The organism is Wolbachia endosymbiont of Drosophila aff. chauvacae BK-2020 (assembly GCF_032848195.1).
In the GTDB taxonomy this organism is placed as follows: Bacteria; Pseudomonadota; Alphaproteobacteria; order Rickettsiales; family Anaplasmataceae; genus Wolbachia; species Wolbachia pipientis.
The window spans coordinates 346661-373588 of record NZ_CP136586.1 but is presented as its reverse complement, the minus strand read 5'-3'; the positions used below and the strand labels follow the sequence as shown (position 1 = coordinate 373588).

31 protein-coding genes and 2 pseudogenes are annotated in these 26928 nt (G+C 35.1%); 14 read left to right on the top strand and 19 right to left on the bottom strand.

Going from position 1 to position 26928, the window contains the following annotated elements:
* Positions 1-271 precede the first annotated feature (271 nt).
* Positions 272-1424 (top strand): annotated as a pseudogene (locus tag R0F62_RS01955) (transposase).
* A gap of 9 nt (positions 1425-1433) precedes the next feature.
* On the opposite strand, the gene R0F62_RS01950 reads toward R0F62_RS01955, so the two are convergent.
* Positions 1434-1643 carry a hypothetical protein gene (locus R0F62_RS01950; RefSeq protein WP_010081834.1) on the bottom strand — a complete coding sequence of 70 codons (210 nt, stop codon included), beginning with the start codon at positions 1641-1643 and terminating at the stop codon, positions 1434-1436.
* A gap of 131 nt (positions 1644-1774) precedes the next feature.
* Here R0F62_RS01950 and der point away from each other — a divergent pair, with 131 nt between their 5' ends.
* The 5 genes from der to R0F62_RS01925 all read left to right on the top strand — a co-directional run bounded on the left by der (position 1775) and on the right by R0F62_RS01925 (position 6299).
* Positions 1775-3100 (top strand): ribosome biogenesis GTPase Der, encoded by a 1326-nt coding sequence (der, locus tag R0F62_RS01945; RefSeq protein ID WP_274978987.1) that lies wholly within the window; start codon positions 1775-1777, stop codon positions 3098-3100.
* The gene (locus R0F62_RS01940; RefSeq protein WP_010963042.1) at positions 3097-3618 is read left to right on the top strand and encodes a disulfide bond formation protein B; all 522 of its coding nucleotides are present in this window, start codon (positions 3097-3099) and stop codon (positions 3616-3618) included. The genes der and R0F62_RS01940 overlap by 4 nt, the downstream gene beginning before the upstream one ends.
* Positions 3593-4135 (top strand): demethoxyubiquinone hydroxylase family protein, encoded by a 543-nt coding sequence (locus R0F62_RS01935; protein WP_006279362.1) that lies wholly within the window; start codon positions 3593-3595, stop codon positions 4133-4135. The genes R0F62_RS01940 and R0F62_RS01935 overlap by 26 nt, the downstream gene beginning before the upstream one ends.
* A gap of 580 nt (positions 4136-4715) precedes the next feature.
* On the top strand, positions 4716-5696 hold the full coding sequence (gene mraY / locus R0F62_RS01930) for a phospho-N-acetylmuramoyl-pentapeptide-transferase (RefSeq protein WP_274978988.1): 981 nt from the start codon (positions 4716-4718) through the stop codon (positions 5694-5696).
* A gap of 6 nt (positions 5697-5702) precedes the next feature.
* Complete coding sequence (locus R0F62_RS01925; protein WP_010082329.1) at positions 5703-6299, top strand: ribonuclease HII; 597 nt, start codon at positions 5703-5705, stop codon at positions 6297-6299.
* A gap of 3 nt (positions 6300-6302) precedes the next feature.
* Here R0F62_RS01925 and virB9 read toward each other — a convergent pair whose 3' ends face one another.
* The 3 genes from virB9 to R0F62_RS01910 form a co-directional block, all read right to left on the bottom strand.
* Positions 6303-7085, bottom strand: coding sequence for a P-type conjugative transfer protein VirB9 (gene virB9, locus R0F62_RS01920; protein WP_010082330.1), 783 nt, complete (start codon positions 7083-7085; stop codon positions 6303-6305).
* Positions 7086-7270: 185 nt separating this feature from the next.
* Entirely contained in the window at positions 7271-7726 is a 456-nt protein-coding gene (gene mlaD / locus R0F62_RS01915; protein ID WP_010082331.1) for an outer membrane lipid asymmetry maintenance protein MlaD, read from the bottom strand.
* Positions 7727-7728: 2 nt separating this feature from the next.
* On the bottom strand, positions 7729-8043 hold the full coding sequence (locus R0F62_RS01910; RefSeq protein WP_007548590.1) for an NADH-ubiquinone oxidoreductase subunit NDUFA12 family protein: 315 nt from the start codon (positions 8041-8043) through the stop codon (positions 7729-7731).
* Between the two features lie 64 nt (positions 8044-8107).
* Here R0F62_RS01910 and R0F62_RS01905 point away from each other — a divergent pair, with 64 nt between their 5' ends.
* The 3 genes from R0F62_RS01905 to purF are packed head-to-tail and all read left to right on the top strand — an operon-like array spanning position 8108 to position 12142.
* Positions 8108-9574: a proton-conducting transporter transmembrane domain-containing protein gene (locus R0F62_RS01905; RefSeq protein WP_274978989.1), complete on the top strand. Its 1467-nt coding sequence runs from the start codon at positions 8108-8110 to the stop codon at positions 9572-9574.
* Between the two features lie 53 nt (positions 9575-9627).
* Positions 9628-10731, top strand: coding sequence for a rod shape-determining protein RodA (rodA, locus tag R0F62_RS01900; RefSeq protein ID WP_274978990.1), 1104 nt, complete (start codon positions 9628-9630; stop codon positions 10729-10731).
* 25 nt (positions 10732-10756) lie between these two features.
* Positions 10757-12142 carry an amidophosphoribosyltransferase gene (purF, locus tag R0F62_RS01895; protein ID WP_010082377.1) on the top strand — a complete coding sequence of 462 codons (1386 nt, stop codon included), beginning with the start codon at positions 10757-10759 and terminating at the stop codon, positions 12140-12142.
* Here purF and R0F62_RS01890 read toward each other — a convergent pair.
* The 5 genes and pseudogenes from R0F62_RS01890 to R0F62_RS06740 all read right to left on the bottom strand — a co-directional run bounded on the left by R0F62_RS01890 (position 12124) and on the right by R0F62_RS06740 (position 17100).
* On the bottom strand, positions 12124-12663 hold the full coding sequence (locus R0F62_RS01890) for a DNA-3-methyladenine glycosylase (RefSeq protein ID WP_038199418.1): 540 nt from the start codon (positions 12661-12663) through the stop codon (positions 12124-12126). The two genes, purF and R0F62_RS01890, sit on opposite strands and share 19 nt — an antisense overlap.
* 143 nt (positions 12664-12806) lie before the next feature.
* Positions 12807-13640 carry a hypothetical protein gene (locus tag R0F62_RS01885; protein ID WP_274978991.1) on the bottom strand — a complete coding sequence of 278 codons (834 nt, stop codon included), beginning with the start codon at positions 13638-13640 and terminating at the stop codon, positions 12807-12809.
* Positions 13641-13717: 77 nt separating this feature from the next.
* Positions 13718-14698 (bottom strand): Holliday junction branch migration DNA helicase RuvB, encoded by a 981-nt coding sequence (gene ruvB, locus R0F62_RS01880; RefSeq protein ID WP_274978992.1) that lies wholly within the window; start codon positions 14696-14698, stop codon positions 13718-13720.
* On the bottom strand, positions 14695-15267 hold the full coding sequence (ruvA, locus tag R0F62_RS01875) for a Holliday junction branch migration protein RuvA (protein ID WP_010082382.1): 573 nt from the start codon (positions 15265-15267) through the stop codon (positions 14695-14697). Before ruvA ends, ruvB begins: the two co-directional genes overlap by 4 nt.
* A gap of 892 nt (positions 15268-16159) precedes the next feature.
* Positions 16160-17100 (bottom strand): annotated as a pseudogene (locus R0F62_RS06740) (IS5 family transposase).
* A gap of 41 nt (positions 17101-17141) precedes the next feature.
* Here R0F62_RS06740 and R0F62_RS01855 point away from each other — a divergent pair.
* A complete protein-coding gene (locus R0F62_RS01855) occupies positions 17142-17318 on the top strand; it encodes a hypothetical protein (RefSeq protein ID WP_215409487.1) in 177 nt (58 codons plus the stop codon).
* 180 nt (positions 17319-17498) lie between these two features.
* Here R0F62_RS01855 and tyrS read toward each other — a convergent pair whose 3' ends face one another.
* From tyrS to rsfS, 3 genes are read right to left on the bottom strand one after another with little or no spacing between them, the layout of a single operon-like run.
* Positions 17499-18749 (bottom strand): tyrosine--tRNA ligase, encoded by a 1251-nt coding sequence (gene tyrS / locus R0F62_RS01850; protein ID WP_007548582.1) that lies wholly within the window; start codon positions 18747-18749, stop codon positions 17499-17501.
* Between the two features lies 1 nt (position 18750).
* Positions 18751-18990 carry a hypothetical protein gene (locus R0F62_RS01845; RefSeq protein ID WP_274979136.1) on the bottom strand — a complete coding sequence of 80 codons (240 nt, stop codon included), beginning with the start codon at positions 18988-18990 and terminating at the stop codon, positions 18751-18753.
* Positions 18981-19298: a ribosome silencing factor gene (gene rsfS / locus R0F62_RS01840; RefSeq protein WP_006279567.1), complete on the bottom strand. Its 318-nt coding sequence runs from the start codon at positions 19296-19298 to the stop codon at positions 18981-18983. The genes R0F62_RS01845 and rsfS overlap by 10 nt, the downstream gene beginning before the upstream one ends.
* Positions 19299-19477: 179 nt before the next feature.
* Here rsfS and R0F62_RS01835 point away from each other — a divergent pair, with 179 nt between their 5' ends.
* From R0F62_RS01835 to R0F62_RS01825, 3 genes are read left to right on the top strand one after another with little or no spacing between them, the layout of a single operon-like run.
* Positions 19478-20095, top strand: coding sequence for an AAA family ATPase (locus R0F62_RS01835; RefSeq protein WP_022626414.1), 618 nt, complete (start codon positions 19478-19480; stop codon positions 20093-20095).
* Positions 20096-20129: 34 nt separating this feature from the next.
* Positions 20130-20576: an RNA pyrophosphohydrolase gene (locus R0F62_RS01830; RefSeq protein ID WP_007548581.1), complete on the top strand. Its 447-nt coding sequence runs from the start codon at positions 20130-20132 to the stop codon at positions 20574-20576.
* On the top strand, positions 20573-21340 hold the full coding sequence (locus tag R0F62_RS01825; protein WP_010082353.1) for a TatD family hydrolase: 768 nt from the start codon (positions 20573-20575) through the stop codon (positions 21338-21340). The genes R0F62_RS01830 and R0F62_RS01825 overlap by 4 nt, the downstream gene beginning before the upstream one ends.
* A gap of 27 nt (positions 21341-21367) precedes the next feature.
* Here the strand turns inward: R0F62_RS01825 and mdh are convergent, their stop codons facing one another.
* The 7 genes from mdh to R0F62_RS01790 are packed head-to-tail and all read right to left on the bottom strand — an operon-like array spanning position 21368 to position 25182.
* On the bottom strand, positions 21368-22318 hold the full coding sequence (gene mdh / locus R0F62_RS01820) for a malate dehydrogenase (RefSeq protein WP_007548577.1): 951 nt from the start codon (positions 22316-22318) through the stop codon (positions 21368-21370).
* Between the two features lie 3 nt (positions 22319-22321).
* Positions 22322-22894 carry an NADH-quinone oxidoreductase subunit C gene (locus tag R0F62_RS01815; protein ID WP_006279573.1) on the bottom strand — a complete coding sequence of 191 codons (573 nt, stop codon included), beginning with the start codon at positions 22892-22894 and terminating at the stop codon, positions 22322-22324.
* Positions 22887-23393 (bottom strand): NuoB/complex I 20 kDa subunit family protein, encoded by a 507-nt coding sequence (locus R0F62_RS01810; RefSeq protein ID WP_006279574.1) that lies wholly within the window; start codon positions 23391-23393, stop codon positions 22887-22889. Before R0F62_RS01810 ends, R0F62_RS01815 begins: the two co-directional genes overlap by 8 nt.
* A 3-nt stretch (positions 23394-23396) precedes the next feature.
* On the bottom strand, positions 23397-23750 hold the full coding sequence (locus R0F62_RS01805) for an NADH-quinone oxidoreductase subunit A (RefSeq protein WP_006279576.1): 354 nt from the start codon (positions 23748-23750) through the stop codon (positions 23397-23399).
* 18 nt (positions 23751-23768) lie between these two features.
* Entirely contained in the window at positions 23769-24137 is a 369-nt protein-coding gene (locus R0F62_RS01800; RefSeq protein WP_274979137.1) for an HIT domain-containing protein, read from the bottom strand.
* A 3-nt stretch (positions 24138-24140) separates the two neighbouring features.
* Positions 24141-24398, bottom strand: coding sequence for a hypothetical protein (locus tag R0F62_RS01795; protein WP_010082357.1), 258 nt, complete (start codon positions 24396-24398; stop codon positions 24141-24143).
* A gap of 16 nt (positions 24399-24414) precedes the next feature.
* The gene (locus R0F62_RS01790; protein WP_274979138.1) at positions 24415-25182 is read right to left on the bottom strand and encodes a hypothetical protein; all 768 of its coding nucleotides are present in this window, start codon (positions 25180-25182) and stop codon (positions 24415-24417) included.
* Positions 25183-25365: 183 nt separating this feature from the next.
* On the opposite strand from R0F62_RS01790, the gene R0F62_RS01785 reads away from it, so the two are divergent.
* The gene (locus R0F62_RS01785) at positions 25366-26895 is read left to right on the top strand and encodes a UDP-N-acetylmuramoyl-tripeptide--D-alanyl-D-alanine ligase (RefSeq protein ID WP_022626416.1); all 1530 of its coding nucleotides are present in this window, start codon (positions 25366-25368) and stop codon (positions 26893-26895) included.
* The last annotated feature ends 33 nt before the right edge of the window (positions 26896-26928 follow it).

Genomic DNA, 26928 nt, shown 5'->3' with positions numbered 1-26928 from the left:
GGACTTCAAGAGGAGCAAGAGGCGCTGAAGTATGTTATGCTATAAAGAAAGTGGAAAATTGGACATTCTCAACTTGACTCCTGCAGATTAAAAATTAAGTTGTATCCGTTCAGGCAATGGCGTCAACTTAAGGAAAAATATCAGCGATAGTGTATAAAATTTCTCTCCAAATTTTTTATCATTAAATTATCCAAAGAGTGCAAGGGACAGCACTTTTGTTTCTGTTTTATTTCAACAAAGAAGTCTAAAATGTGTCCTTTTTAGGTGAAATATGCAAAAAGGAAAAAACCTTATTCTACAAATTAAAAATATAATATACTCGAAAACTTTTCAGAAAATCCATTGTGTTGAGTTTTACACGAACAAGAAAACTTCCTTTTTCGACAGTATTTTCTATGATTTTAAAGTTAGTTAAAAAAAGTTTGGGAATAGAATGTGAACTTATGGAGCCATTGACATGTACCCTCAAAGCAAGCTTTTTCTAAAGCAAGATATAAGATTTGCCATACAGGCTTTCAAGAATTTAAGCATCCAAAGAGCCTATCAGGATGAACCTGAGTTGGAGAGGCTATAGACTTATTGCAGCAGATGGTTCTGGTATGAGATTACCCAGCTCTGGGGAAATTGTATCCGAGTTTGAACCAAATGGAACAACAGGCACCATTGGCAATTTGTTTGTTGATTTGTGTACTTCGCTGATTTGCAGTGCTCGTCTTGCAGCTTGGAATATAGGTGAACAAACGTTGGCGGCAGAGCAATTACCCGAAGTTATCACTCAAATGCGTTTATTAAATCAAGAGAAATTATTATTTATCTATGATCGTCTTCAGTAAAATTCATTCAGCAGCATTATAATTTGGAAGTAGATTTTATTTTTCGCTTGCAAAAAAGAAATTAAAGAAATTATAGTAAGCTATGGGAACGCTGGCGAATTAGATTTTGATTTTATATTAGAAAATGAAAAGCTAAAAAATAAAATGAAAGGACAGAAAGTAAGAGTTATAGTGCTGACATTAGCCAACTGAGAAACAGAGTTTTTGACCGAGACTTTGGAGCAAAGCTTATGTGTTAAGGTGGCACATAGAGGAGTGCTATAAACGACTCAAAGTAGGAGCAGAGTTAGAGAATTTTTCTGGAGAGGCTGTATTACAAGAATTTTGGGCAAACTTGGTCATGTGCAATATATTATCGCTTCATATATGTGATGCACAAGGGCCTTGGAACCCAGATCAAATTACTGAGTATCGTTTAAATTTTTCAGTTTTATTTAGTGTAATGAGACAGAAACTCTATCAGGTACTTATTGCGCCAAAAAACTTTCAAGCCCTTTTTAAGTATACGCGCTAAAGTTAAAATCCGACCGGGACAGCCGCAATAAAGTAGATAAGCCTAAACGCCATCATGTCTTTAGGAGAGTTTGCTAATGAAAGTTCTTAAGTTGACGCCATTGGCTGTTCCGATTCGTTATATGACATAAGAGCATCATATATTTCATGCAATGTATTTGAGATGTTTTTTTCCATATGTTGATTAATATGCCCATATATTGTCGTCTCTTCCGAATACTCTGTATCTTTATGTATATGATTTTGTTGCTTTAATTCTTCTCTATCTACACTCTCTATTTGCTCTGACACTAGCATAACTACCCCATATTTTACATAACGAAATAAAAAAATTCTAACTGTAGTATGCTTATATAATCTACGAAGTCAATAGTTAAATTGAAAAGTTTCGGTTATAATTTACTTCATATAGAACATGCCCTTGAATTATGCTAAAAATCGCCATAGTAGGCCTACCAAATGCTGGAAAATCGACCCTATTCAACAGATTAGTAGGAAGAAAAGCAGCAGTAGTGAGTAACATTCCAGGAGTGACAAGGGATAGGCGAGAGGGAATGGGGAGAATTAGCGATTTGGAGTTTAAAGTTATAGATACAGGAGGATGGAACGACCAAACTAATTTTTCACTACAAGTTATTGAACAAATCGAATTTTCTTTATCCAATTCAAACATAATTTTCTTTCTTGTTGATGCAAAAGTGCAAAATGAGCGAAATGAAGAGTTTGCAAAGTGGCTGAAGAGAAAAATAAATAAACCTGTAATACTAGTAGCAAATAAATGCGAGAGTCATAAATCCGACAATGTTGATTATTTGCAGTTTTTTGATTTTCTTGGCCCGGTGTATATCTCTGCCGAGCATAATCTTGGCATGGTTGATCTTTATGATGCATTAGCTGGTGTTATTGAAAATTTTAACGAGAACACTGAGTTACCTAACAATGAACTGAGTAGGCTGAGGATCGCGATCATCGGCCGTCCGAATGTTGGAAAATCAACTTTTTTAAATGGTTTACTTGCAGAAAACAGACTAATAACAAGTTCAGAGCCAGGTACCACACGTGATTCTGTGGATATTACATATGATCATGATGGAGAGTTAATTACTCTAATTGACACTGCCGGAATCCGCAGAAAGGCGAATGTTGTAGATGGCTTAGAATCAAGATTTGTTGAGAAAAGCATGGAATCAATCAAGCGCTCTCATGTGGTAGTTTTAATGCTAGACTCCCTAGTTGGTATTGAGCAGCAGGATTTATCAATTGGTGAAGCTGCAATTAAGGGAGGGAAAGGGATTATTGTTGTTTTAAATAAGTGGGATTTAATAGGTAAGGATGACAGAAGCAGGTTAATAAAATTTGTCAAACAACAGGAAGTAACCAGGTTATTCTTGGAAGTGCCAACTATAACAATTTCTGCGTTAAAAGGCATGCGCTGCGGTGATGTGATAGATAAGTGTCTTGAAGTGAGTGAATCCTTGAACAAGAAGATCAGCACTGCAAAACTGAATAAGTGGCTCATAGATGCTGTAGGAAAACATTCTCACCCTCTTGTAAAAGGCAAAGCAGTTAAAATGAAGTATATCGCTCAAATTGGTACTAAACCTCCAGCTTTTTCTTTGATATGTAACATACCTGAAAGTGTTGATGAAAGTTACAAACGCTATTTAATTAACGATCTCAGAAAAAATTTCTTTGCAGACGGTGTGCCAGTTAGATTGCTTTTGAAAAAAAATAAAAATCCCTATGTAAAATGAATACTCTGCTTTATACTTTCAGGGATAATTTACTTAAAGTTATGTGTAATAATTCCAGAATTCCTGCAATCTTTCTGCTGTCGAGTGCCGCTGCTCTAATTTTTGCATATGTGCTAGAATATTTTTTCAACATGCTGCCATGCAAGTTATGTACATACGAGCGAATAGTTTACTATATCGCTGGATTACTTGCAGTAGCGTGCATGCTTAAAGACAACAAAATTCTAATCTATGCAATGTTTTGCAGCTACCTCATAGGTGCAGTAATATCTTTTTATCATATAGGTCTTGAACTTCACTTATTTCATGATGTTTTAGGTTGTACAGAGCAAGCAAGTAGTAACGTTAGTATAGAAGAGCTCAGAAATAATCTACTAAATCCTAATTACTCTCCATCTTGTGACAGACCTCATTACGTTCTAGGTGTTTCCTTAGCAACATGGAATCTAATTTATCTCATAGTAGCTCTGTTCGTATCAGGTAAGGTGTATTGTGGAGAAAGAAAGAAATCTAAATAATTTAAGGTACAGCAACAATCAGTTCTTGCAACAGGCAATTAGAGTAGATCACGCTGGAGAATATGGAGCTATTTGCATTTATTCTGGTCAAAAATTTATTCTTAAGAAATCTTCTATAATCAATGAAATAATTGAAATGGAAGAGCAGGAAAAAAAGCATTTTCACTATTTTAATGAGAAAATCAAAGAGCAAAAAGTTCGTCCTACTGTTTTGTTGCCTGTTTGGCGTGTTTTAGGAGTGTCGCTTGGCGTTGCAACTGCCATTATGGGCAAAAAAGCTGCTATGGCTTGCACTGCTGCAGTTGAAGAAGTTATCGGGGAGCACTACAAAGAGCAAGTTTCACATTTAGAAGATGGGGAATTAAGAGAAACTATAAGTAAATTTCGCGACGAGGAGTTAGAGCACAAAGATATTGCAATTCAGCACAATGCTGAAAGCGCATTTGGCTACAACATTTTATCATCATTCATAAAAACAGGCTGCAAAACTGCTATTTACTTGTCTAAGTTAATTTAACTAAGCAGCTTTCTTAAAGTGTTTTAAATGTTCTGATAACAACAGAAACCAGGAAGGAATTCAAGTGTAACAATTATTTTATAACTATATTTACATATCACCATTATTAATAAATAATTAGTATTTGTAAATTAAATACATCTAAAGTATAGACTGCAAAGGAGGCAAAAGTGCGTTTTAATTTAGAAGAGGGAAATGCTCTTATGTAATACCTGCCACAGGTTCACAACTGTACGAACATTCATTTTTGAAGGTAAATTGCACAGCAAATGGTGTCATTCCAGTCTGGAATCCAGAAATTTTGCTTATAACTGAGCTGATAAGCTAAAGGTAATTGTCTTACACTAAAACAAACGTTTTTAATTAAGTTGCATAGAACCAGTGTCTGGGCACTGGGATGACACCCCACTGGTGGTCCAAACTACAACGTTCGTACAGTTGTGGATTCCAGACTGGGATGACACCCTACTGATGGGCCCAAATCACAATGTTCGTACAGTTGTGGGTCAGGCTATAGGATGACAGAAGTTGACTTTATTAGCTATAGGTGGTATGACACTTAGTCAATTTAAGTAAGCAGATGATCTTAGCTACAAAAGTATTTTTTACCTCATTTGTTTTTGGGTTTATTCTTTTTCCCTATTTTATAAAGCTTCTAAAAAAAATAAGCAAAGATGGGCAACCAATTAGATCATGTGGACCAGAAAGTCATTTAATAACAAAAAAGAATGTACCACCTATGGGCGGAATAATAATACTGATTTCTTCTTTATTACCAATTTTACTCTGGGCTCAGTTAACACCAGAAATTTTGCTGCTGATATTGATAACTCTATTTTTTGCTCTACTTGGATTTATTGATGATTATTTAAAATTGAAGACAAATCACTATCGAGGTTTAAGTGCAAAAACCAAAATACTTATTCAGTTTATTGTTGCTCTGGTTGGTGTGTTTATACTTAAGCTATACTCTGCTGAATGTTTTACAAAAACGTCCCTATTTAAAGGAGTAATAATAGATTTTGGCTATCTATATGTTCCGTTTGCTGCGTTTGTAATTGTCGGCTCTTCTAATGCTGTGAATCTCACAGATGGTTTGGATGGCCTTGCTGCAACTCAAGTTATCACTTCCTTTGCTTTTTTGGGGCTAATTGCATATATAACTCAGGCAGATATGAATATTACTTTATTCTGCATTGCATTTATAGGAGCTATTCTAAGTTTCTTGTGGTTTAACACACATCCAGCAAAAATATTTATGGGTGATGTTGGTAGCTTGTCGGTAGGTGCGGCTTTAGGGTTAACTAGTGTCCTAATTAAAAGAGAAATGCTTTTTGCCATTATTGGAATAATCTTTGTAATAGAGACTCTATCTGTTATTATTCAGATATCATATTTTAAATATACAAAGTTTAAATATGGAGAAGGAAAAAGAGTTTTTCTTATGGCACCAATACATCATCACTTTGAGAAGAAGAGATGGTCAGAAAATGTAATCGTTATGAAATTTTGGATAATTTCTATTGTCTGTTCAGTTTTTACTATAACTTTCTTATTATAAAAACCTATGAAATACCCAGACTTTACATTAGAAAATAAATTATCAGGAGTGATAGCAGGAGTGGATGAAGTTGGAAGAGGTCCGCTAGCTGGTCCAGTAATATCCGCAGCCGTAGTGTTTATTGATAGAAATACAATTATTGATGGAATCAACGACTCGAAAAAGTTGACTCCTCAATGTAGGCAAGTCCTATATGAAAAAATAACATCCGTTGCAAAATTTGGTATAGGAATGGCAAGCGTAGAAGAAATAAATTCATACAATATCTTGCAAGCAACAAAGCTTTCAATGAAACGTGCGTTGATAGACTTGGACCTAGAATTAGATTATGTACTAGTTGATGGTAATCAACCACCTGAAGTGAAATGGCAAGTGAAATCCATAGTAAATGGTGATAATTTGAGTACATCAATTGCAGCAGCTTCAATCGTTGCAAAAGTTACGAGAGATCGGCTTATGCAAGAATTGCATAATAAGCATCCTGAATATAATTGGTATAAAAATAAAGGATATGGGACAAAAGAGCACCTTAACGCTATTGGCCTTTATGGAATTACAGAACATCATAGAAAAAATTTTGCACCCATATCTCGGGCATTATAGCCTTTACCCTTTTTTGAAAGGTATGGTTTCATTAAATAGGCAAACTGTACTCGATCCATTCCTTAAGGTAAACACTGAACTTACCCTTTCGATTATCAGGTAGTTATCAACTGTACGGAAATTTACTAAAGACTCATATCCTGCAGAATCAACCATAAAAACTGCCGGAAAATCAGAGTTTATTTTATTGAATTGTAGATATGTAAATTTTCCGTCATCAAAAACCTTAATTGGTATTATTGACTGACTACCTTTGACGTGCGAGATGGAATAATTAAAATTTAATCCCTTCTTTACAACTTCAATATCATTGATATCAGGAATAATGGTATGACTAGCTTGTTCGAAGATATCACCGTTATTTGTTGTGTAAATCTCATCACTGCTAAATAGTGGATAAAGAAACCTTACTTCATATGCTAATCTTGGATCATCTAGTCCAGTTGCTTCTTCAGCATGAAGTTCAAAGTAATAAACTCTTTTATTGGTAATTATAGTTGCATTAGTATCGGCAATATCATCTATAGGCTTAATAAACAATCTATTACCTTGAGGAAGGAGTTGCCAACCAGTTGAATCACCCATTGAAAGGTTTTGTATTACCTCCCCTGGTTCAAACAATATACTGGACTGATAACCATAAAAACCCGTATACTTATGTATAGCTTGTGGGTTATAATTTATCACCTTTATGTGATTATCTCCAGCTATTGAACGTGGCTCCTGTTTTGCAAGTGCATCACTACCACAGAGGAACAACAGTACGGCAAACAGTAAACCAATCATAATATCAAAATAAATTAATTTTCATTTTATCATTGATAGACATGCACTGCAACTATTAAGGCACTTTCTATACTATAAACCCCAAAGCAAGCGGTAGAAAAGGCAAGAAATAAGGCAAACTCCTTAAATACTTTAGAACTACAGGAGGCTTTACCTGAACGGATATACTTGGAATCCTGCCATTTTCACTTTGTAAACATACCAAGAATTCTGTCCATTATTCCACCCATATTTGCTTCAGCTTGAGTATACTCTATTTTACCACCATGCAAGATTAGTTTAATATCTGATCCAGGTGATATATTAACAAATTTACTGCCAACAACTCCACTGCTAGTGATCAGAGCTGAACTATCAATTGGCAATTTTATGTCTTTGCTTATACACATATCGATTCGTGCTACGTAGGTAGCTTTGTCAAGTGATACACCAGTTATGCTTCCAACATCTACACCAGAGATCTTGACACTATCACCAACTCCTATACCGTTAGCGTTAGCAAAAAGACCATATATTTTATTGCAATCCTTATAGTTTTTCTTTATGTAAGATAGCTTATCAATAGCAAAGAAAATCAGAAAAATAGTGAAAATTAATACAAATAATCCAGCGGTTATTTCAAGTATATTTGACCTTCGCATCTTTAGTTATCAGGACTCCAGCTTTTATAGTAATTTTTCACTTTTTGGTTTGGATAGTATGCATCTTTTGTACCCGTTAAATTAGGAGTATGTTTTACTTTTCTTTTTTTATTATTAACTGGTACTACATTATCAGTATAGTGAAGCCATATATGCCATTCCGGAGGCACTGTTGTAGGCTCAGAGACACTGCTATACATAACCCACCTTTTTCCTTTACTTGATTCATAGTAAGAATTTCCATTTTCATCTCTTCCTACAAATTTATCTTCTCTTCGTAATAGGCGTTTTATTGCGTTACAAATTTTAGATAACATAAGGGTATTAAAACAAAAAGTATTATATATACTAATACTTTAACGATATATTAACAACAATTTAATGCAATTACCAATCTTACAAGTTATTATACCAATAATTGCATCAATGTTTTGCTTTCTTGCCAAGAAACACAAGGTATCTTGGTTTATTTCTTTTATTGCAACAACAATCACTCTTATCATTTCATCAATACTACTCATTAAAACATATAAAGGTGAAATTATAACTTATCACCTTGGAAATTGGGCTCCTCCGTATGGAATAGAGTTAAGAATCGACGTGTTAAACTCCTTGATTCTAACTTTGGTGAATTTTATAGCGCTGATTAGCGTGCTTTATAGCTTTTATATTAACGAAAAAGAAATTAGCAAAAACAAAATCACTGGTTTTTACTCTCTATTTCTACTGTGCTTAAGCGGACTGCTCGGGATTCTAGTAACAAACGACATATTTAACCTTTACGTTTTCTTGGAAATTTCATCTCTTTCTTCTTATGTATTAGTTTCAATGGGAAGGGATAAAAAAGCCTTGGTTGCAGCATTTGAATATCTAATTAGTGGAACAATAGGCGCAACATTTTATTTATTTGGCATCGGGCTCTTGTATTCAATGACTGGAACGCTCAATATGTCTGACATGGCTGAAAGAATAGTTCCATTACACGATAACAACATCATAAAACTTGGCACGTTGTTCATTTTTATTGGTCTCTCAATCAAAATGGCACTGTTTCCATTAAGCAGGTGGCTGGTTAATGCATATAGTGAGGCGCCAAGTTTCATTAGCATATTCTTTTCAGGCACAGTGACAAAAGTGATGATATATGTTTTCATCAGAATCTTTTATACTGTTTTTCATCAAAATTTCTTCTTATTTAAACCATCACTAAGCAAAGTGATAATTATCCTCGCACTTTGCGCTGTTATATTTGGGTCGATATTTGCAATAACCGCAAAAGACATAAAAAGACTGCTTGCTCACTCTAGTATTAGCCAAATTGGTTATATAATTTTAGCACTGAGTTTTAACTCAAAAACAGGTGTATTTGCAGCAATTCTTCACATAGTAAACCACAGCATAATAAAAACATCTTTATTTATGGCTGCAGGATGTATTTCTTACAAATTTGATACAACAAAAATAGAGAATTTATCGGGACTCAAGAAATCAATGCCTTATACAGCACTTGCGTTCACTCTACTCAGTTTAGCATTAATCGGTGTGCCTTTAACAAATGGCTTTGTAAGCAAGTGGTATATAATGAAAGCAATTATCGAATCTCATGCGTGGATTTCCCTTGTAACATTTGCTGCTGGCTCTTTCCTTGCATTGATATATATGTGGAAGATGGTAGAGAAAATGTATTTTGAAAATGATGCAACGTCACGCACTGGAATGACACCGGACAAAATTAATGATGTGCCATTTCCTATGCTTTTCTGTCTATTGTTTATGGCAGTTTTAACAGTAGTAACTGGAATATATAGCACTCCAATTCGGTTAGTAGTTGAGAAGTTGGTTTTTTGATTTTTATCTTTGTTTCATATTTTACTATACTTTAAGGTTATAAGGTCTTTATTGTGGATAGACTGAAGAAGATTCATTGGTTGTTAGTCATTAACGTGATAGCGCTGTTTTGCGTTGGCATTGTTGTTCAATACTCTTCTGCTGGAGGAAAGTGGGTGCCATTTGCGATTCACCAACTGGTCATATTCTCCTTCTTTTTCCTACTTGCTATAGCTATGTCATTCATAGAGCTAGATTTTTATTTGAAGCACGCCTACTTTTTTTATGTAGCAGCAGTGATTTCGCTATTAGTAGTGAATTTTTTTGGCTCACACATAATGGGTGCAACAAGGTGGATAAGAATTGGATCAATTAGTTTGCAACCATCAGAATTTGCAAAAGTAGGCTTAATACTTGCGCTTGCTCGCTATTTTGATAAGCAGAGTGTATATAAAATGATGGAATTTAAAAGATTGCTTAAGGCACTTATAATTATTTTCTTACCCGTGTTCTTGGTGTTAAAGCAACCTAATTTAGGCACAGCTGTGATAATGTTATTTATAGGGATATCAATTATATTCACAGCAATAATAAAAAGATCTCATTCGGTAATATGTGGAACGCTTGGCATTTTTGCAGTACCGGCTATTTGGCCTTTTTTACGTCCTTATCACAAGCAAAGGATATTGTCGTTTTTGGATTCATCAGTGGATCCACTTGGAATAGGTTATAATGCGCAGCAATCTCAGATAGCTATTGGTTTAGGAGGTTTGCTTGGTAAGGGCTTTGTTAACGGAAGTCAAACTCAACTTGGATTTTTGCCGGAGAAACGTACAGATTTTGCTTTTGCAGTGCTGAGTGAGGAATGGGGATTTTTAGGTAGCATGGCTTTAATTTTGCTTTATACCTCATTACTTGGCATAATTTTCTCTATCGCTTATAGGTCGAAAAATTATTTTTCTAAGTCGATATCTATCGGCATTTTCGCCTTTTTTAGTGCTCATTTCTTTATAAACATCGGAATGACAATGGGCCTCTTACCTGTGATAGGCGACCCATTGCCATTTCTGTCCTATGGAGGAAGTACAACTGCTGCAAGCTTAATATGCATAGGATTATTGCTGGCAATAAAAGCAGATGAACAACAAAATGCTTGTATTTTACCTATGCTAAAGTAAAATTAAATTTTACTTAATAGTTTTTATGCTAGATGAAATGCGTGAGGAATGTGGGGTATTTGGCATAAGTTGCAACCAAAGTGCTGCTTTTAACTCTATACTTGCTCTCCACGCTTTGCAGCATAGAGGTCAAGAGTCTTTTGGCGTAGTAACCAGTAACAACGATAAGCTGCACTCTTATCACTTTCAAGGTCAAGTGAGCAGCGTATTTGATGATATAGATGAAATAAAGAAATCCTTACCTGGAGATTGTGCAATAGGTCATGTTCGATACTCAACAAGTGGTAATAAGTTTGGAGTGCAGCCCATGTTTAGCAAAAGTGGCAAATTTGGGGATTTCGCCATAGCACATAATGGTAATTTAATTAATATTTCTCCGATACGCGAACAATTGATTAAACAAGAGTGCGTTTTTCAGTCAGATATTGATACAGAAGTAGTAGTGCATCTGACAGCAAGCGGTGAAAAAGATAGCTTTTTAGAGAGTTTTATATATGCATTAAAGCAAATACAAGGTGCTTATTCTTTTGTTGCAATCAATCAAGAAGTAGTTATTGGAGTACGTGATTCATCTGGAATCAGGCCTCTTGTTTTAGGAAAGTTAAACGGTTCTTACGTTCTTGCATCTGAAACTTGTGCTCTTGATATAATAAATGCAGAGTTTGTTAGAGAAATAGAACCAGGCGAATTAGTTACCATCAGTTCGGGTAGTAAGCTAGCCTCAATGTTTCCTTTCCCACAGCAAAAATCAAGTTTTTGTATTTTTGAATACGTTTATTTTTCAAGACCAGACAGCATAATGGAGAATAGGTCTATATACGATACAAGAAAAGAAATAGGAAGAATACTTGCAGAAGAGAGCCCACCAAAAAACAATGTAGATATGGTTGTACCAATACCTGATTCTGGAATACCTGCAGCTATTGGATATGCAAAGCATTCAGGATTACCTATGGAACTGGGAATAATTCGTAATCATTACATAGGAAGAACTTTTATACAACCAACCGCTGAAGTACGTAAAGTTAGAATAAAATTAAAATTCAATGCTAATAAGCACACTTTGAAAGGTAAAAACATAATTTTAATAGATGATAGTATAGTGCGTGGTAGTACGTTAACAAATATAATAGTTATGCTAAAGGATGCAGGAGTAAAAGAGATTCACCTCAAAATTTCAAGCCCACCAATTAAGCATTCTTGTTTTTATGGAATAGATACGCCAGAGTGCAAAGATTTAATTGCTGCAAATAAATCTGTAGAGGAAATTAAGGAAGTTATAGGAGTAGATAGCCTAGCCTTCTTGAGTATTGATGGATTATATCAGGCTGTTAAAGGAGAAGTGCGTAACAATGCTACACCACAATATTGTGATGCTTGTTTCACTGGTGATTATCCAATTGGCAAATAGTCTACGCAAGATCTTAAGTTTTTAAACCGCCAAAATTTCTCTTGGCCTTTACTAATTCCGATTCTCGGAGTGCACACATAATCTGGTTTGAGGTGAGATTCATAAACACAAAATTCGTGGCTTATAGTAAGGTCCTGTTTGTTATGTTCTTTTGTAATATTTAATCTTTTACACAATATTCCTGGCCCACCTAAATTTGCCTCAAGCGGTTCAATGAGCTTTAATCCCCGTATTAACACTGCTGCTGGGAACCCTTCTGCTTCTGTTACAATATTTAAACAGTAATACATTCCATATATAAAGTACACATATGAAAACCCCGGCATACCAAACATTACTGAGGTTCGGTTAGTATAACCCTTAGCTGCATGACAAGCTGGGTCACTCATTCCTATATAGGCTTCAACTTCGGTTATTATTCCACTAAAGTTAGAAAATTTCAGCATCTTTCCTAGTAACTCCCCGGCTACAACCAAAGTTGGCCGCTCGTAGAAATTTCTTGGTAGTATTGTGTTGCTCATCATAAAAGTATAAGTTACTTGCAGATGCAAGCAACTTATACTGAATTTTTACTACTTTACCTATTTTGAAGCAGCAGGAGCTTGATGCTTTTGTGATGCGCCGCTCAAGTCTTCTACATTTGTTGAATGCTGCTCCAAAAATTTTACTTCTTCAGAGCTTTTTGTAATTGTGTTTGTGGCAATTGTGATGCTAACACTTCATGTAAAGGCTTTGCTTCATATTGCCTTCCTACTTTTACTTCTTTATGTGCAGCTAATTGCTCCATAGTAACACCATTACCCTCAATAAGTTCTACGGAGCCATTATCATGAATATTAATTTTAATATTACATTCTTTTCCTTGAGCATTCCACTTTAAAGTCATTTGATATGACCCATTAGCTACTTCATAAATTCTTGTTCCATGTTCATCAACCCGGCAAAGTAGCCCCCTTGCTTTACTTTGAGGTAGCAATAATGTAATTGCTTTCACGCCATATTGTTTACACAAATCGTTATTTAGAATGTCACTCATGCTTATTTCTTTTGTATTACTACCTATCGCAATTCTTACGGCAGGCTCAATAATATTATCTTCATTTTTGCTTTCTTTAAGTTTTATAAATTCTATATCATTATTTTCTATATTTTTAGATATCTCTTCTTTAATTTGTTCAGCAATTTTGCCTATAATGTTCTTACCACCATATTTATTCTCATCCCGAGCAGTATATGTACATATACCATTACTATCCTTATGAATATAAGGTTTTGGTTTCTTTTTATTAGTGGTATTAGTAGAAGTGTTGTTCTGCATTATAAAGAACTCATTCCATTCTTCTGCATTATTAAGAGTGACGTATTTAGGTACGTTCTCATCTAGTGTTGATTTAGGTACATTTTTAGTATCCGAAATCGAATTATTATCAGAAGGACTGATATTTAGATTAGAAGAAGTTTCAATTAAAGATACAGTTTCAGTGCTATTAGTTAACATATATGCCTCCATTATTTTTAATATATAAATGTTAGCATATAGATACCATGCCAATTAGTCAATATAAATTATGATGTTTAATGTTGAAAGCTCAAATACTCCTTTGCTTGATCGGTTAGAACGCGCCCTCTTGGTGTGCGCTTTACAAAACTAATTTTGATTAAATAAGGTTCTACTGTTTCTTCAATATTGCCAACATCTTCGGATAGCGCAATAGATATGGTGTCAATTCCAACAGGGCCTGAAGTGTTGAATAAAAATCTTAGATAATTCATATCAAGTTTATTGAGTCCCATTTTATCTACACCCAATTTTAGTAATACAGAATCAGCGACTTCATAAGTAATTTTTTTATCATCTTTCACTTCAACAAAATCCCTTATTCTTCTGAGTAACCTCAAAGCAATTCTTGGAGTGCCGCGCGCACGGCAGGCAATTTCCCGTGCTGCATCCTCTTCAATTTCAGCAGAAAGAACTCTTGCGCCTCTTTTTATAATATTAACCAGCTCCTCAAAGGAATAAAACTCAAGATGCAAAGGAATGCCAAAACGATCTCTGAGTGGCGCAGAAAGTAATCCAAGCCGTGTTGTTGCTCCAATTAGCGTAAATGGTGGTAGATCTATCCTTAAAGTGCGAGTAGATGGACCTTCACCTACTAATATGTCCAGGCAAAAATCTTCCATAGCAGTATATAAAACTTCTTCGATGCTGCGATTTAATCTATGAATTTCGTCGATAAATAGAACATCTTTTGCATTTAAAGTGGTAAGCACTGCGGCCAAATCTCCAGCTTTACTAAGTAAAGGACCAGAAGTTGCGCGAAAGCTAACTCTTAATTCTTTAGAAACAATTTGTGCTAAAGTTGTTTTGCCAAGCCCTGGAGGACCATATAATAAAACGTGATCTAAAGCTTCAGTTCTCGTCTGTGCAGCGTTTATAAACACTTTTAAATTTTGTATTAAGTCTTTTTGCCCGACAAAATCATCAAGTTGTTCAGGCCTGATGTGGATATTGCGCACATCTTCAGTATATTCTTTACCGCACGATATTGATTTCATAGTATTGAAAGCTCCTTAAGCGCCATGCGAATAATATCCTTAGTGTCCAGATTTGGCCTGTATTTTTTTATCGTATCATAAGCTTTCATTTTTTCATACCCAAGATTGATCAATGCTGAAAGGGCATCTTCATTAATTGGATGAAAATTATTGTTATTTATTTCTAGTTTACTCACTTTGCCACTCAATTCAGTGATGATTCGATTTATGAGTTTCAGGCCAAGTCCGCTCATCTTGAGTGCTACTTTATCTTCATTCATAATTGCCAAAAATAGCTGTTCTGGAGTTAATTTGCCCAAAATTGACATTGCAGTTTTATAGCTAACGCCGCTTACTTTGACAAGCAACCTCAAGCACTGCTGTTCTTCTTTGCTTATAAAACCATATAGCTGAGCGACATTTTCTCTGTTATTTGCATAGGTTTCGATAAGTAATTTAACTCTACTTCCGATGGAACATGCATTTAAAGTTTTGGCTGAAAGATACACCATATAGCCAACATCATTCACATTCAGGATTATGTGATCACTGCGCACTTCATCAACTATTCCGCTTAGATTTCCTATCATTTTTAACACTATATAGAGTTCAGTTTAAATACTCCTGGATCTGAGGTCAAGCAAACGAACATTATAACAGGGAAACGTGGCTAAAAAACCACTTGACAAACTCCGCCAGCCCCCTTATCATAAACACTGAAGCTATTTATTTATCTTCTCTGTACAGATTAAATGACAAAAAACTCACGTATCTGGCGTCTCATGTTTAATTTTTTGCACTATGTGCACTCTATGTCTTTATCAAATTTCTGGGTTTTTACCTACACAAGCTGAAATACGCTTATAAAGCATTTAAAACATTAAAAAACGCCAACTTAAAAAATGGATAGTGAATAATTAGCTACCCTAGGGTTTCTTTTGCCTTTTTTTCTGTTTAGTAAATTTCTTAATGTTTATAATTTAGATTAGTTGCAGCTTAAAAGCAGCTGAGTCGTGGTTATTAAGCGTTTAGAATAAAAAAACGCCATACTTGAAAGTATAATGTAAATAATTAGCCAACCACGGGGCTTCTTTTGCCTTTTTTTTATTTGGTAAATTTCTTAATGTTTGTAGCTAAACGACAACCGTCATCCCGCTGCTTGTTAGCGGGATCTATGTTAAGGTATGACGGTTAAGTAAGGGATCTATGTTAAGAGATACCGCGAATGAATCGCGGTATGACGGTGTAGATAGTAATTCGTCATCCCGCTACGTGTTAGCGGGATCTCTTGTTAGCGCCGCGGCGGTATGACGGTTCGTGGCAGCGTGACGATAAGCTCGTCATCCCGCTACGTGTTAGCGGGATCTCTTGTTAGCGGCCGAGATACCGCGAATGAATCGCGGTATGACGTAGGACTGCTGTCATCCCAGTGCGTGGGCTTTGTTGCATCGCTCTTCGGATAGTAGGTAACGCACAATAAATTTATGAAGCTATCTCAAATTTAGCCATACCAATATCAGTGAACTTATTGAGCAAATAGCATTTAACAAGTAGTTCCTTCTCTCTATTTGTCTCAGATTTATTCCTAAAACTAAACCCGAATGTTTGTTTCAGTCGCGAGAAAAAACTTTCTATATAAGATCTTTTTCCATAACTCATCTCTTTTTTCCACTTCTTTATACCATCTTCATCATATGACTTTATGAGCTTGACTGCAGAATTTCTCTCAGCCATATAGTCTAACTTTGGATGCTCTGCTGCGTTGTTTTTCGGAGGAATTTTCGTTTTTATACCATATTGATTACACAGCTTATAGAGCTTTTCTCTGTCATATGCCCTATCTGCATATAGTACTTTTATGACATACTGAAAATCGACTTCTTTTAGCAAATCACAAGCTCCATAGTGATCAGCCGTTACTGTATTTTACAGCTATGGCTTTTTTGCTGTTTGTATTCAACATTACATGCAATTTTCTTGTCTGTTCATAGCTGCGATACTTTCTATCTTCGCTATTTTCTTTGCTATGACCAGGAGTGTTGTTGTATATACTAATTCCTGTACTGTCTATAGCAATTTCGATATCTTCCATATTATTTTCTGCAATCATTGATCTTAATATTGAGTTTCTTAAACCTTCTTGATGATTGTGAATAGCTGATAACTTGCAAATTTTTCCCAATTTGCTCAAGGTATCCTGCTATAAACCCAACTGTTTGCCTCAGGCCTATTCTAAATAAACAAGTTATTATGTGCACCAAAATTACAACTTTATCGCTATAAATATTGTTGCCACCTGGTATTTTTGGACCATTCTCGTACCACTTTTCTATGGCTTCGTTGATATAATGAAAAATATTTCCTCTTTTTTCTAGAAATTTGTTATATTCGCTATGGTTACTGACCCTCATTTTTTGTGGCATATTTTTTCTTTCAAGGTTAAATGGCTATTTTATAATGAATTTTGTCAGTAGCCACCAGATTTTTTCAGTTGCTATGCAACAAAGCCATCCCAGTGTCGGCTACTTGGATGACAAGAAGAGGGTACTTGGATAAGAGGCATTGCCCTCCTGGTAGGCCCAAATTGCAATGTCCGTACAGTTATGGATTCATTCGCGGTATAGATTCCGCTAATGAGTAGCGGAATGACGAATTTGTTGTTTTTCAAATTGTAGGTAAACCTAAGCCACTTTAGCTATATATAATAGAATTTCGCTTTCTACTATCTTTCCAGTTGTTTTATACATAATTCTCGAATTTTGAAAATTTGCTCCATATCTAATTTCTCACTTGTATAAAATTTGTTTTCTTACTTCGAGACCTAATCTACCACAACTTTTATATGGCGTTTCTTTCCTGCAGATAATTTTATAAATGGCTGATCTTTAAAGCTTTCGAAATTTATTACATGATCAATATTGTTTACAACATTATCATTAATCTTGCATCCGTTGCCCTGTATTAAACGCTTTGCAGCGCCTTTTGAAGGTTCAAAACCGGTGTCATGTAGTAGGTCTACTAAGGATATGCCGCTTGCAACTTGTTCTTTTTTTATGATGTAATCAGGAAGTAGTGAGCTATCTTCATTCTCAAAAGCAGAAATTGCAGCAAATTGTGCAAGTTCCGCTTCTTTGTCACCATGACATATTTTTGTCACTTCTGTTGCCAAGACCTTTTTTGCTTCATTTATTTCTTGATCCTTTAAAGACTCTAATTTTCTAATCTCATCAATTGGCACATCAGTGAGCAATCTTAAAAAACGTCCAACATCTTGATCATCAACGTTGCGAAAATATTGCCAGTAGTCGTAAGGCTTTAGCATATTATCATCAAGCCACACTGCTCCACTTTCAGTTTTGCCCATTTTTTTTCCTTGTGCATTTAATAAAAGAGGCATGGTAAGGCCAAATAGCTCAGGTAAATTCAACTTTTTTCCAAGTTCAATTCCGTTTACTATATTTCCCCACTGGTCTGACCCTCCAATCTGCAGACGACAATCATATTTTTTGTTTAATTCAATAAAGTCGTAAGCTTGCAATAGCATGTAATTAAATTCTAGAAAGCTTAAGGTTTGCTCTCTATCCAGCCTGGTTTTCACACTATCAAAACTTAGCATACGATTTACAGAAAAATAAGCTCCTATATCACGCAAAAAATCTATGTATTTTATGTTATCCAACCAATCTGCGTTATTTACTATCATTGCACCAGTCTTGCTGTCATTAAAAGACACCATTTTCTCTAATATTCTCCTTATACTGGATGTATTTTGATTGATGTTCTCTACAGGCAAGATGCTTCTTGCTTTATCTTTGAAGGATGGGTCACCAATTTTTGTTGTGCCACCTCCAAGTAAGACTATCGGCTTATAACCAAATTTTTGTAGGTGACAGAGCATCATAATCTGAATTAGGTGACCAGCATGAAGACTTGGTGCTGTGCAATCAAACCCAATGTATGCAACTATATAATTGCTCTGCAATAATAATTGATCTAGTCCTTCAATGTTTGTGCATTGGTATAGGTACCCTCTTTCTTGGATGAAATTTAAAAATTCAGATGCGTGTTTCATTTTATAAACCCCAGTCTATCCTGTCATTAATGCCGAAGGTAACCCTAATAGAGAAGCCAGTGCTCAGACACTGGAACTTAATTATAAACAAGCACACTATACAACGTTTCCGATGAAATTGCATGAAAAACTGGATTCCAGTGTCAGCTACTTTCATGACACCACTACCTGTGCAGGAGTTGCCTTCAAAATTACAACGTTTGTGCAGTTGTGCACCAGCTATCCAGGCAATCAGTTCCATAACTCTTCTATTTTATAATACTCCCTTACTTCCGGCCTGAATATGTGAACCATTATGCCTTGAAAATTCAAAACTACCCAATTGCCTTCATCCATACCTTCTACATCTATTTTATCATGTGGCTTGAGGCTTTTTATTACGTGCTCAGCTAAAGCTTTAACGTGACGGCTTGAATCACCAGATGCAATAATCATATATTTTGCAATAACGGTTTTATTCTGCACATCAAAAGTTACTATATCATGACCTTTATTTTGATCTATTATCTCTTCAATTGTACTTCTTATCGATTCCATATCGCTAAGCATTGTTTACAGGTTATATGATTCATTTATAATTATATACTCAAAATTTCTAAATATGAACTATTTTCAACGCAACTACTTGTTAAAGGTATTACCTGCATCTATTTTATCATCATGTTTTTAGCATGTACAATGTATATACTTTTTATATAATTGAAAATAGCTTTTTACTAGTATTCATTATGGGCAAGACTCTCATCTACTTAATCGGCTTTCCAGGCAGTGGTAAGTTTACTACTGCAAAGGAACTGTGTAAAATCATTGGTGCAGTAATAGTAAGCAATAATCTATTCAATAATATTATATTTGATATTGTTAAATTACAAAACGCTGAAGTTCCAGATGACCTATGGGAAAAAATTTTTGCAGTTAGGGAAAATGTATTAGCAATACTGGAAAAACACTACGTAAAATCAAAACATTATATATTTACAAATGAATTGATAGAGGGTGATCCCTATGACCAAAGATTATATAACTCAGTGGTAAATTTAAGTAAAAAAATGGACATGGAAATTTTTTCTGTAGTATTACATTGTAATAATGAAAAACTAGTAAGACGTGTCCAATCAGAAGAGAGATATCAGGAAAATAAAATTACTGATCCGGATTTTGCTATAAAGAAAATTGAAGGGAAAAGGCTATTTATACCTGAGGGTTCGCTTGAAATTGATAACTCGAACTTGAGTGCAAAGGAAGTTGCAAAGAAAATTGTTGAAGAGATGAAGAAAGAAAAAAATGGAAAATTAATTAAAACTTCTGTAACAAATCATTTAAAAACAGAGCGTACTCGTGGTTGAGCAGAAAGATAAGTACCGTCCTTGTGTTGGCATAATGCTATTTAACAGACAAGGACATGCCTTTATTGGAAAACGCTTTGATAGCGATTCTTACTGGCAGATGCCACAAGGAGGTGTTGATGATGGTGAGGAACTGGAACAAGCAGCGTTACGTGAGTTGCTAGAGGAGGTTGGTACTAATAAAGTAAAGGTTATAACTAAAAGCAAGGATTGGATATACTACAACTTGCCTGAAGAAGTTATACCAATATGCTGGAATGGAAAATATTCTGGTCAAAAGCAAAGGTGGTTCTTAATGAAGTTTTGCGGAGAGGATGAGGACATTGATATTAATTATACTGGTCATCCAGAGTTCAAAGAGTGGCGTTGGCAAGGTATAGATAGTTTAGTAGCCAGTGCTATATCATTTAAAAAAGAAGTTTATAAAACAGTGATAGAAGAGTTTTCTTCTATAATAAAAGCCTCAACAATAAGCTCATGATAGTAGATTCTCATTGCCACTTGATTTATTTTTCTGACGATGAAATACCAAAAGTAATTTCAAGGGCAGAGCAAAATGGTGTAAAGGTTTTGCATAACATATGCGTAAGCATTGACGATGTTCCTAAGTTATTAAAAATTTCTTCATCCTATGATCAGGTCTACTCCTCTGTTGGTATACATCCGCTTGATGCTGCTATAGAAAACGGTGAGTGTATACATGTTGATGAATTAGTTGAATTTACCAAGAACCAAAAGGTAATTAGTATCGGTGAAACCGGGTTAGATTTTTATAAATCTGACAACAAAGACAATCAGAAAAAAAGTTTTGCATTACATATAGAAGCGTCAAGAATAACTGGACTACCTTTAGTTATTCACACAAGAAGCGCTGATAATGAGATGATCGATATGTTAAGGTCAGAAATGAAAGCCGGTGCTTTTAGTGGAGTAATGCACTGCTTTGCTTCCTCTAAAGAACTTGCTTATCAATCTATAGATTTAGGGTTATATATTTCATTTTCTGGAATTATTACTTTTAAAAATGCGAGCTTACTCAGAGAAATTGCACAAAATGTACCACGCGAGCGTGTTTTAGTCGAAACTGATGCACCATATCTATCACCTGAGCCTTATAGGGGAAAAAAGAATGAACCAGCAATGGTGAAATACGTTGTTGATTGTTTGGCAGAGTTGTGGAATGAGTCACCAGAACAAGTAGCGAAGGTAACCACAAGCAACTTTTTTAGGCTGTTTGAGCTATAAAGAAGCTCTATAAAACCATTAATTTGCTTATGAACCTAAAGATTTCACCAGCTCTCTCACCGAGTTTACAGACTTATTAAACATTTCTTGTTCACTATCATTCATTTTAACTTCTAGGATCTTTTCAATTCCGTTTTTTCCAATAATTACAGGAACACCAATAAACAACTCTTCTACACCATATTCACCATTAAGGTAAGCAGCACATGGTAATATGCGCCTCTTATCTTTTAAATATGATTCTAACATGCATATAGCTGAAGATGCAGGAGCGTAGTATGCAGATCCAGACTTAAGCAGATCAACTATTTCTTTACCGCCATTGCGAGTGCGTTCAACTATTTCATCGACTTTTTTCTGTGTGATAAGACCCATATCGATAATTTGAGTAAGTGGAACTCCAGCAACTGAAGCACAATTGATTAGTGGTACCATAGTGTCGCCATGTCCTCCAAGCACAAAAGCAGATATATCTTCAACTGAGATATTTAACTCACTTGCAAGAAAGTAACGAAAACGGGAAGAATCAAGCACTCCTGCCATGCCAACAATCATATTAGTTGGAAGGTTTGAAAATTTATGCACCACTGAAACCATGGCATCCAAAGGGTTGGTAACCACTATTACAAACGCGTTTGGAGAATATTTTTTAATATTTTCGCCAACCTCCTTCATTACTTTAGCATTGGTTTGCAGGAGGTCATCCCTGCTCATTCCAGGTTTTCTAGCGATGCCAGCGGTTATTATAATTGCATCGGAGTTTTTTATATCTTCATACCTATTTGTGCCAGTAATATTGACATTAAATCCATCAATAGGGGATGATTCTGCTATGTCGAGTGCTTTACCTTGTGGTATTCCATCACTAATATCAAGTAAAACAACATCACCGAGTTCCCTTAGTGCAATCATATGGGTGAGAGTTCCACCGATATTTCCTGCACCGATTAAAGATATTTTTTTTCTTTGTACTGTCATTTTCTACTCCTTTGTATTTACTTTTATGGTTTTACCTTCCCAAGGCGATAAGCTATCAAACATACGAAAATCTTGCGGTAAATCTATAGGATTATACACAACCTTTTTTGTCTCTATATCATATCTTACTTCCTCATAACCAGTGAGAGGGAAATCTTTTAACATTGGATGACCTTTGAATCCATAGTCTGTTAGAATCCTACGCAAATCAGGGTGATCAGAAAACTCTATTCCATACATATCAAACACTTCACGCTCAAACCACAAAGCCGTACTAAATATCTTCGCTACACTTGGAGGCATGTCGCTTTCACATAACTGAAGCTTTATGTGTACTCTAATATTATGCACAATGCTGAGTAGATTGTATATTAGCTCGAAACGCTTCTCTCTATTTGGATAGTCAACCCCAAAAATATCAACTAATAGTTCAAACCTACACTTTTCATCATCACGTAGAAAGAATAGGTACTTTTCAATTTCATCTAAAGTTGAATATATTACAATAATGCCATCATCTTTTTGAATGCACTCGCATTTGGTCTTTTTTTGTATATACTTTGCAGTTTTATCCATTCCGAGTCCGTTTTATTTTGTTTTGTAGGCATAGCATTCCATATAGCAACGCCTCAGCGGTTGGTGGGCATCCAGGGACATACACGTCAACTGGCACAATTCTATCACAGCCTCGGACTACTGAATAAGAGTAATGGTAATAACCACCACCATTTGCACAACTTCCCATGGAAATAACATACTTCGGGTCTGCCATTTGATCATAAACCTTGCGCAATGCTGCTGCCATTTTATTAGTTAGTGTGCCAGCAACAATCATCACATCTGATTGACGTGGGCTTGCACGAAACATTATACCATATCTATCAAGATCATAACGGCTGGATGCAGTATGCATCATCTCAACTGCGCAACATGCAAGACCAAATGTCATTGGCCACAATGAACCAGACCTTGCCCAATTCATTACATAATCTGTTAAATCACCAAATTTAGTGACAAGAAACCCTTCTTTTTTATAACGACCCCAGTCATCATTAGATAGAATTTGATTTGTCATAAACTACTCCCACTCTAATGCACCTTTACACCATTCATAGATAAAACCTATAGTGAGTATTGCAAGAAATACCATCATAGACCAAAATCCACCATAGCTTATCTTAGATAAAGAAACAGCCCAAGGAAAAAGAAAAGCAATTTCTAAGTCAAATATTATAAATAATATTGAAACTAGGTAAAATTTAATGTCAAAATTTTTCCTTGCACTGGATAGTGGATTGAAGCCACACTCATATGTGGAAAGCTTTTCACCATCTGGCTTACTCACTGCAAGAAACATAGGCAATATACCTAAAGCAAAAGATACTACAATTGATACGCAGATAAAGATTACTATGGTTAAATATTCGCTCATTTAACAAAACATATAACACTATGAGTTTACATGCTTTCCTAACTTTTTACCACCTAAAATATGCACGTGAAAGTGTGGTACAACCTGCTCTCCATTTTCACCGTAGTTAGTGACTAATCTATATCCTGTTTTTTCTAGATTATATTTGTGTGCTATCTCTCTTACAGTTTTGAAGAAATCCACTATTTCCTCTTCAGGAGCTTTTAGAATGAAATCATCATATGAAATATATTGATTTTTTGATATAACTAAAATATGAACTGGTGCGTCAGGGTACTTATCATGAAAAGCTAGTACATTTTCATTTTTATGTACCTTCTCACAAGGTAACTCACCTCTTAATATTTGAGCAAAGATGTTACCGCTATCATAAACTTCATTGCTCATATTTTAAGAGCGACCTTTCCCTCTTTCTTCGTTTTTCTCTACATTAGGTGTAGATAGTGGTTTTATCGCATCACCAGAAGCATCTTCAAGATTTAAAGAGCTTACAAGTTCCCTTACTTTTACCATGTCCTGCTGTTCTTTCAAAAAGGGTTCTATTCCACTTACCCTTTTTCCAGTAATAACTCCTGGTTGTAAGTGATACATATCCCCAGGAACAGTTAGACTATGATGTCTTTCCTCTATTTTTTTAGCTTCACTCATAATACTCCCCTATAACTTATTTTTGCATTCCACAACTTTGCGACTTACCTGCTTTTATAGCTTCTTGCGCCCATTTTTTCTCACCTGAAGCTATAGTTTCTGAAGGCTGACCAACATCAGACTTCACAACTTTGTCTGATGACTGCTTTTGATTATCATATTCCTTATACAATTTTTCTGCAATACCATACAGCAATTTTAAGTCTGTGTGAACTTTAAATTCTCCACCAGTAATTTTTGCTAGATCTTTAAGGTTACCGTCAACTTTTTGTTTAATTTCTTCAATAGCAAGCTTTTTTATCTCCTCTGGACTCTTTCCTTTATATTTAATGTCTTCAATTATTTTTTTAACATCAACTTCAATTACAATTTTATTTTCTTCTTTAAAGATAGTTACATTTGGCAGGTTTTGCTTTATTTTACCTAATCGTTCTGGCGTCAAATAGGGTATATCCCCTGTCAGAGTCCTTGATGCTAAAAAAGTTACCTTTCCTGTTCCTTTCTTTTGCTCCATTATTTGGACACCAAGATCCTCACTAGCTTGTGTGGTTTCTATAGGTGGATCATATTCTTCAAGTGGGTTGCCAATAATAGAACGTCCGCCATTTTTTATGTCGTGCCGCATTTCATCCCAGGACTTAAACCAATTCTTTGGCCATATAGGGTACACTGCACCCTTGACTAGAACTTTTACACCTCTACCCAGAAAACTTCCTACTCCCGAAGCTGCATTACCAACTTTAGCTAGTATAGAAGTAGATTTTTCATTTTTTCCTGTGAACATACATACCTCCAAGGTACTTTCTACAACTAAATACATTTTAATTATAGACGAAAAAATTTAAACTTCTATATCCATTATAAGATAGAATTATAGGGATTGCAACCATTATTTGCACATTGTCTAAAACATGTAGTATTTTCGCTACTTTTATTGTTCAATTTATTATAAAGAATACTCTAAATTATGTTTAAATGGAACACAAATAATATCATTGATGCAACTGGCGGAAGAGACGTAAATGGTTGTAATTGGATACATAGCTCAAATATTTCAACGGACACAAGAAGCATAAAAAAAGGTGATTTATTTATTGCCCTCAAGGGAAAGAATTTTGATGGCCATAATTTTTTGCATGAAGCGTTTTTAAAAGGGGCTATCGCTGCAATAGTGAGTGAGGGTAAATATAAAAGTTTCCCTCTCATTATTGTACAAGATACCCTGAAAGCTTTGCACGATATGGCATCATATTACATTAGAAATGTTCTTATTGATGCTAAAGTTATTGCAGTTACAGGCAGTGTCGGAAAAACCACTACAAAGGATATGCTACACACTGTTTTATCGCAATATGGAGTGTCCCATGCAAACGAAGGTAACTTAAATAATAATATAGGATTGCCTTTGACAATTCTGAAAGCTCCAAAAAACTGCCAGTACTTAATTCTTGAAATGGGAATGAATAAAGCTGGTGAAATAAAAGAATTATCAAAAATTAGTAATCCGAATATTGCAGTTATTACCAACATCGAACCTGCACATACTGAAAATTTTTCATCACTATTTGACGTTGCACAAGCGAAGTTAGAAATTCTGTATGGTATGAAAAATAACGGTACTTTGGTTTTAAGCAGAGATAATAAATATTATGATTATCTCTCATCACACGCCAATAGAAATGTAATAAGCTTCGGTAAAGATAAAAATGCTGAAGTTTGTTTACTAAACTTAATAAGAAACGATGAATCTTCTGTCATTTCAGCACTATCTTCTGTCATTCCAGTGCTTGACTACTTGGATCCAGGAAGTTCAATTGCAAATGAGCATATCAGACGGTTGTATAATAAAGACTGGATTCCAGCGTCACGCGCTGGAATGACATCAAACCGAGTTGCTAATAGATTAAGTTTAAAAATCAGGCTGAGTGATAATCAAATTATAAACTGTAATTTACGTGTACAAGGTGAGCATTTTGCTTATTCGCTACTTGCTGTTGCAGCAGTTGTGCAAAGCCTCGGACTTGATTTATCAAAATTACCACTTGCACTTAAGAATTTTAGTGTAGCGAAAGGTAGAGGCAATATTCATAAGGTCAAATGCAATAAAAAATATATACATTTAATTGATGACTCCTATAACGCCAGCCCTGCTTCGATGAAAACTGCAATAAAAACTTTGAGTACATATTCTAATCAGAGAAAAGTAGCTTTGCTTGGTGATATGTTGGAACTTGGTGATGAAAGCATAGAGTTTCATACAGATTTGGTTAAGATTATCACAGAAAATAATATAGATAAAGTTTATACAGTTGGTAAATTTATGTTAGAATTGCATGAGCTTTTGCCAGATAATATAAGAGGCACGCATTTTAATGATTCTAATCAATTGAAAAGTGATTTAGCTAACATTATTCAGAATAATGACGCAATTCTAGTTAAAGGCTCACGAGGAATGAAAATGGATCTTATTGTACGGGAATTCGTAATAAAATATTAAGCGAAATCATTGTATTAATTTACAGTAACAAAT

Excerpts from the sequence above, each read along its gene's own strand:
- mdh (WP_007548577.1), bottom strand. The coding sequence starts at position 22,318 with ATGACAGTACAAAGAAAAAAAATATCTTTAATCGGTGCAGGAAATATC.
- tyrS (WP_007548582.1), bottom strand. The coding sequence starts at position 18,749 with ATGAAACACGCATCTGAATTTTTAAATTTCATCCAAGAAAGAGGGTAC.
- R0F62_RS01810 (WP_006279574.1), bottom strand. The coding sequence starts at position 23,393 with ATGACAAATCAAATTCTATCTAATGATGACTGGGGTCGTTATAAAAAA.
- R0F62_RS01805 (WP_006279576.1), bottom strand. The coding sequence starts at position 23,750 with ATGAGCGAATATTTAACCATAGTAATCTTTATCTGCGTATCAATTGTA.
- mlaD (WP_010082331.1), bottom strand. The coding sequence starts at position 7,726 with ATGCGAAGGTCAAATATACTTGAAATAACCGCTGGATTATTTGTATTA.
- mraY (WP_274978988.1), top strand. The coding sequence starts at position 4,716 with ATGATCTTAGCTACAAAAGTATTTTTTACCTCATTTGTTTTTGGGTTT.
- rsfS (WP_006279567.1), bottom strand. The coding sequence starts at position 19,298 with ATGCTTAGCGATATGGAATCGATAAGAAGTACAATTGAAGAGATAATA.
- ruvA (WP_010082382.1), bottom strand. The coding sequence starts at position 15,267 with ATGATAGGAAATCTAAGCGGAATAGTTGATGAAGTGCGCAGTGATCAC.
- R0F62_RS01890 (WP_038199418.1), bottom strand. The coding sequence starts at position 12,663 with ATGAGCAACACAATACTACCAAGAAATTTCTACGAGCGGCCAACTTTG.
- R0F62_RS01835 (WP_022626414.1), top strand. The coding sequence starts at position 19,478 with ATGGGCAAGACTCTCATCTACTTAATCGGCTTTCCAGGCAGTGGTAAG.
- R0F62_RS01795 (WP_010082357.1), bottom strand. The coding sequence starts at position 24,398 with ATGAGTGAAGCTAAAAAAATAGAGGAAAGACATCATAGTCTAACTGTT.
- R0F62_RS01790 (WP_274979138.1), bottom strand. The coding sequence starts at position 25,182 with ATGTTCACAGGAAAAAATGAAAAATCTACTTCTATACTAGCTAAAGTT.
- R0F62_RS01800 (WP_274979137.1), bottom strand. The coding sequence starts at position 24,137 with ATGAGCAATGAAGTTTATGATAGCGGTAACATCTTTGCTCAAATATTA.
- ruvB (WP_274978992.1), bottom strand. The coding sequence starts at position 14,698 with ATGAAATCAATATCGTGCGGTAAAGAATATACTGAAGATGTGCGCAAT.
- R0F62_RS01845 (WP_274979136.1), bottom strand. The coding sequence starts at position 18,990 with ATGGAACTGATTGCCTGGATAGCTGGTGCACAACTGCACAAACGTTGT.
- R0F62_RS01910 (WP_007548590.1), bottom strand. The coding sequence starts at position 8,043 with ATGTTATCTAAAATTTGTAACGCAATAAAACGCCTATTACGAAGAGAA.
- virB9 (WP_010082330.1), bottom strand. The coding sequence starts at position 7,085 with ATGATTGGTTTACTGTTTGCCGTACTGTTGTTCCTCTGTGGTAGTGAT.
- R0F62_RS01815 (WP_006279573.1), bottom strand. The coding sequence starts at position 22,894 with ATGGATAAAACTGCAAAGTATATACAAAAAAAGACCAAATGCGAGTGC.
- R0F62_RS01830 (WP_007548581.1), top strand. The coding sequence starts at position 20,130 with ATGCTATTTAACAGACAAGGACATGCCTTTATTGGAAAACGCTTTGAT.
- der (WP_274978987.1), top strand. The coding sequence starts at position 1,775 with ATGCTAAAAATCGCCATAGTAGGCCTACCAAATGCTGGAAAATCGACC.
- R0F62_RS01905 (WP_274978989.1), top strand. The coding sequence starts at position 8,108 with ATGCAATTACCAATCTTACAAGTTATTATACCAATAATTGCATCAATG.
- R0F62_RS01785 (WP_022626416.1), top strand. The coding sequence starts at position 25,366 with ATGTTTAAATGGAACACAAATAATATCATTGATGCAACTGGCGGAAGA.
- R0F62_RS01885 (WP_274978991.1), bottom strand. The coding sequence starts at position 13,640 with ATGTTAACTAATAGCACTGAAACTGTATCTTTAATTGAAACTTCTTCT.
- R0F62_RS01950 (WP_010081834.1), bottom strand. The coding sequence starts at position 1,643 with ATGCTAGTGTCAGAGCAAATAGAGAGTGTAGATAGAGAAGAATTAAAG.
- R0F62_RS01925 (WP_010082329.1), top strand. The coding sequence starts at position 5,703 with ATGAAATACCCAGACTTTACATTAGAAAATAAATTATCAGGAGTGATA.
- R0F62_RS01825 (WP_010082353.1), top strand. The coding sequence starts at position 20,573 with ATGATAGTAGATTCTCATTGCCACTTGATTTATTTTTCTGACGATGAA.
- R0F62_RS01940 (WP_010963042.1), top strand. The coding sequence starts at position 3,097 with ATGAATACTCTGCTTTATACTTTCAGGGATAATTTACTTAAAGTTATG.
- purF (WP_010082377.1), top strand. The coding sequence starts at position 10,757 with ATGCTAGATGAAATGCGTGAGGAATGTGGGGTATTTGGCATAAGTTGC.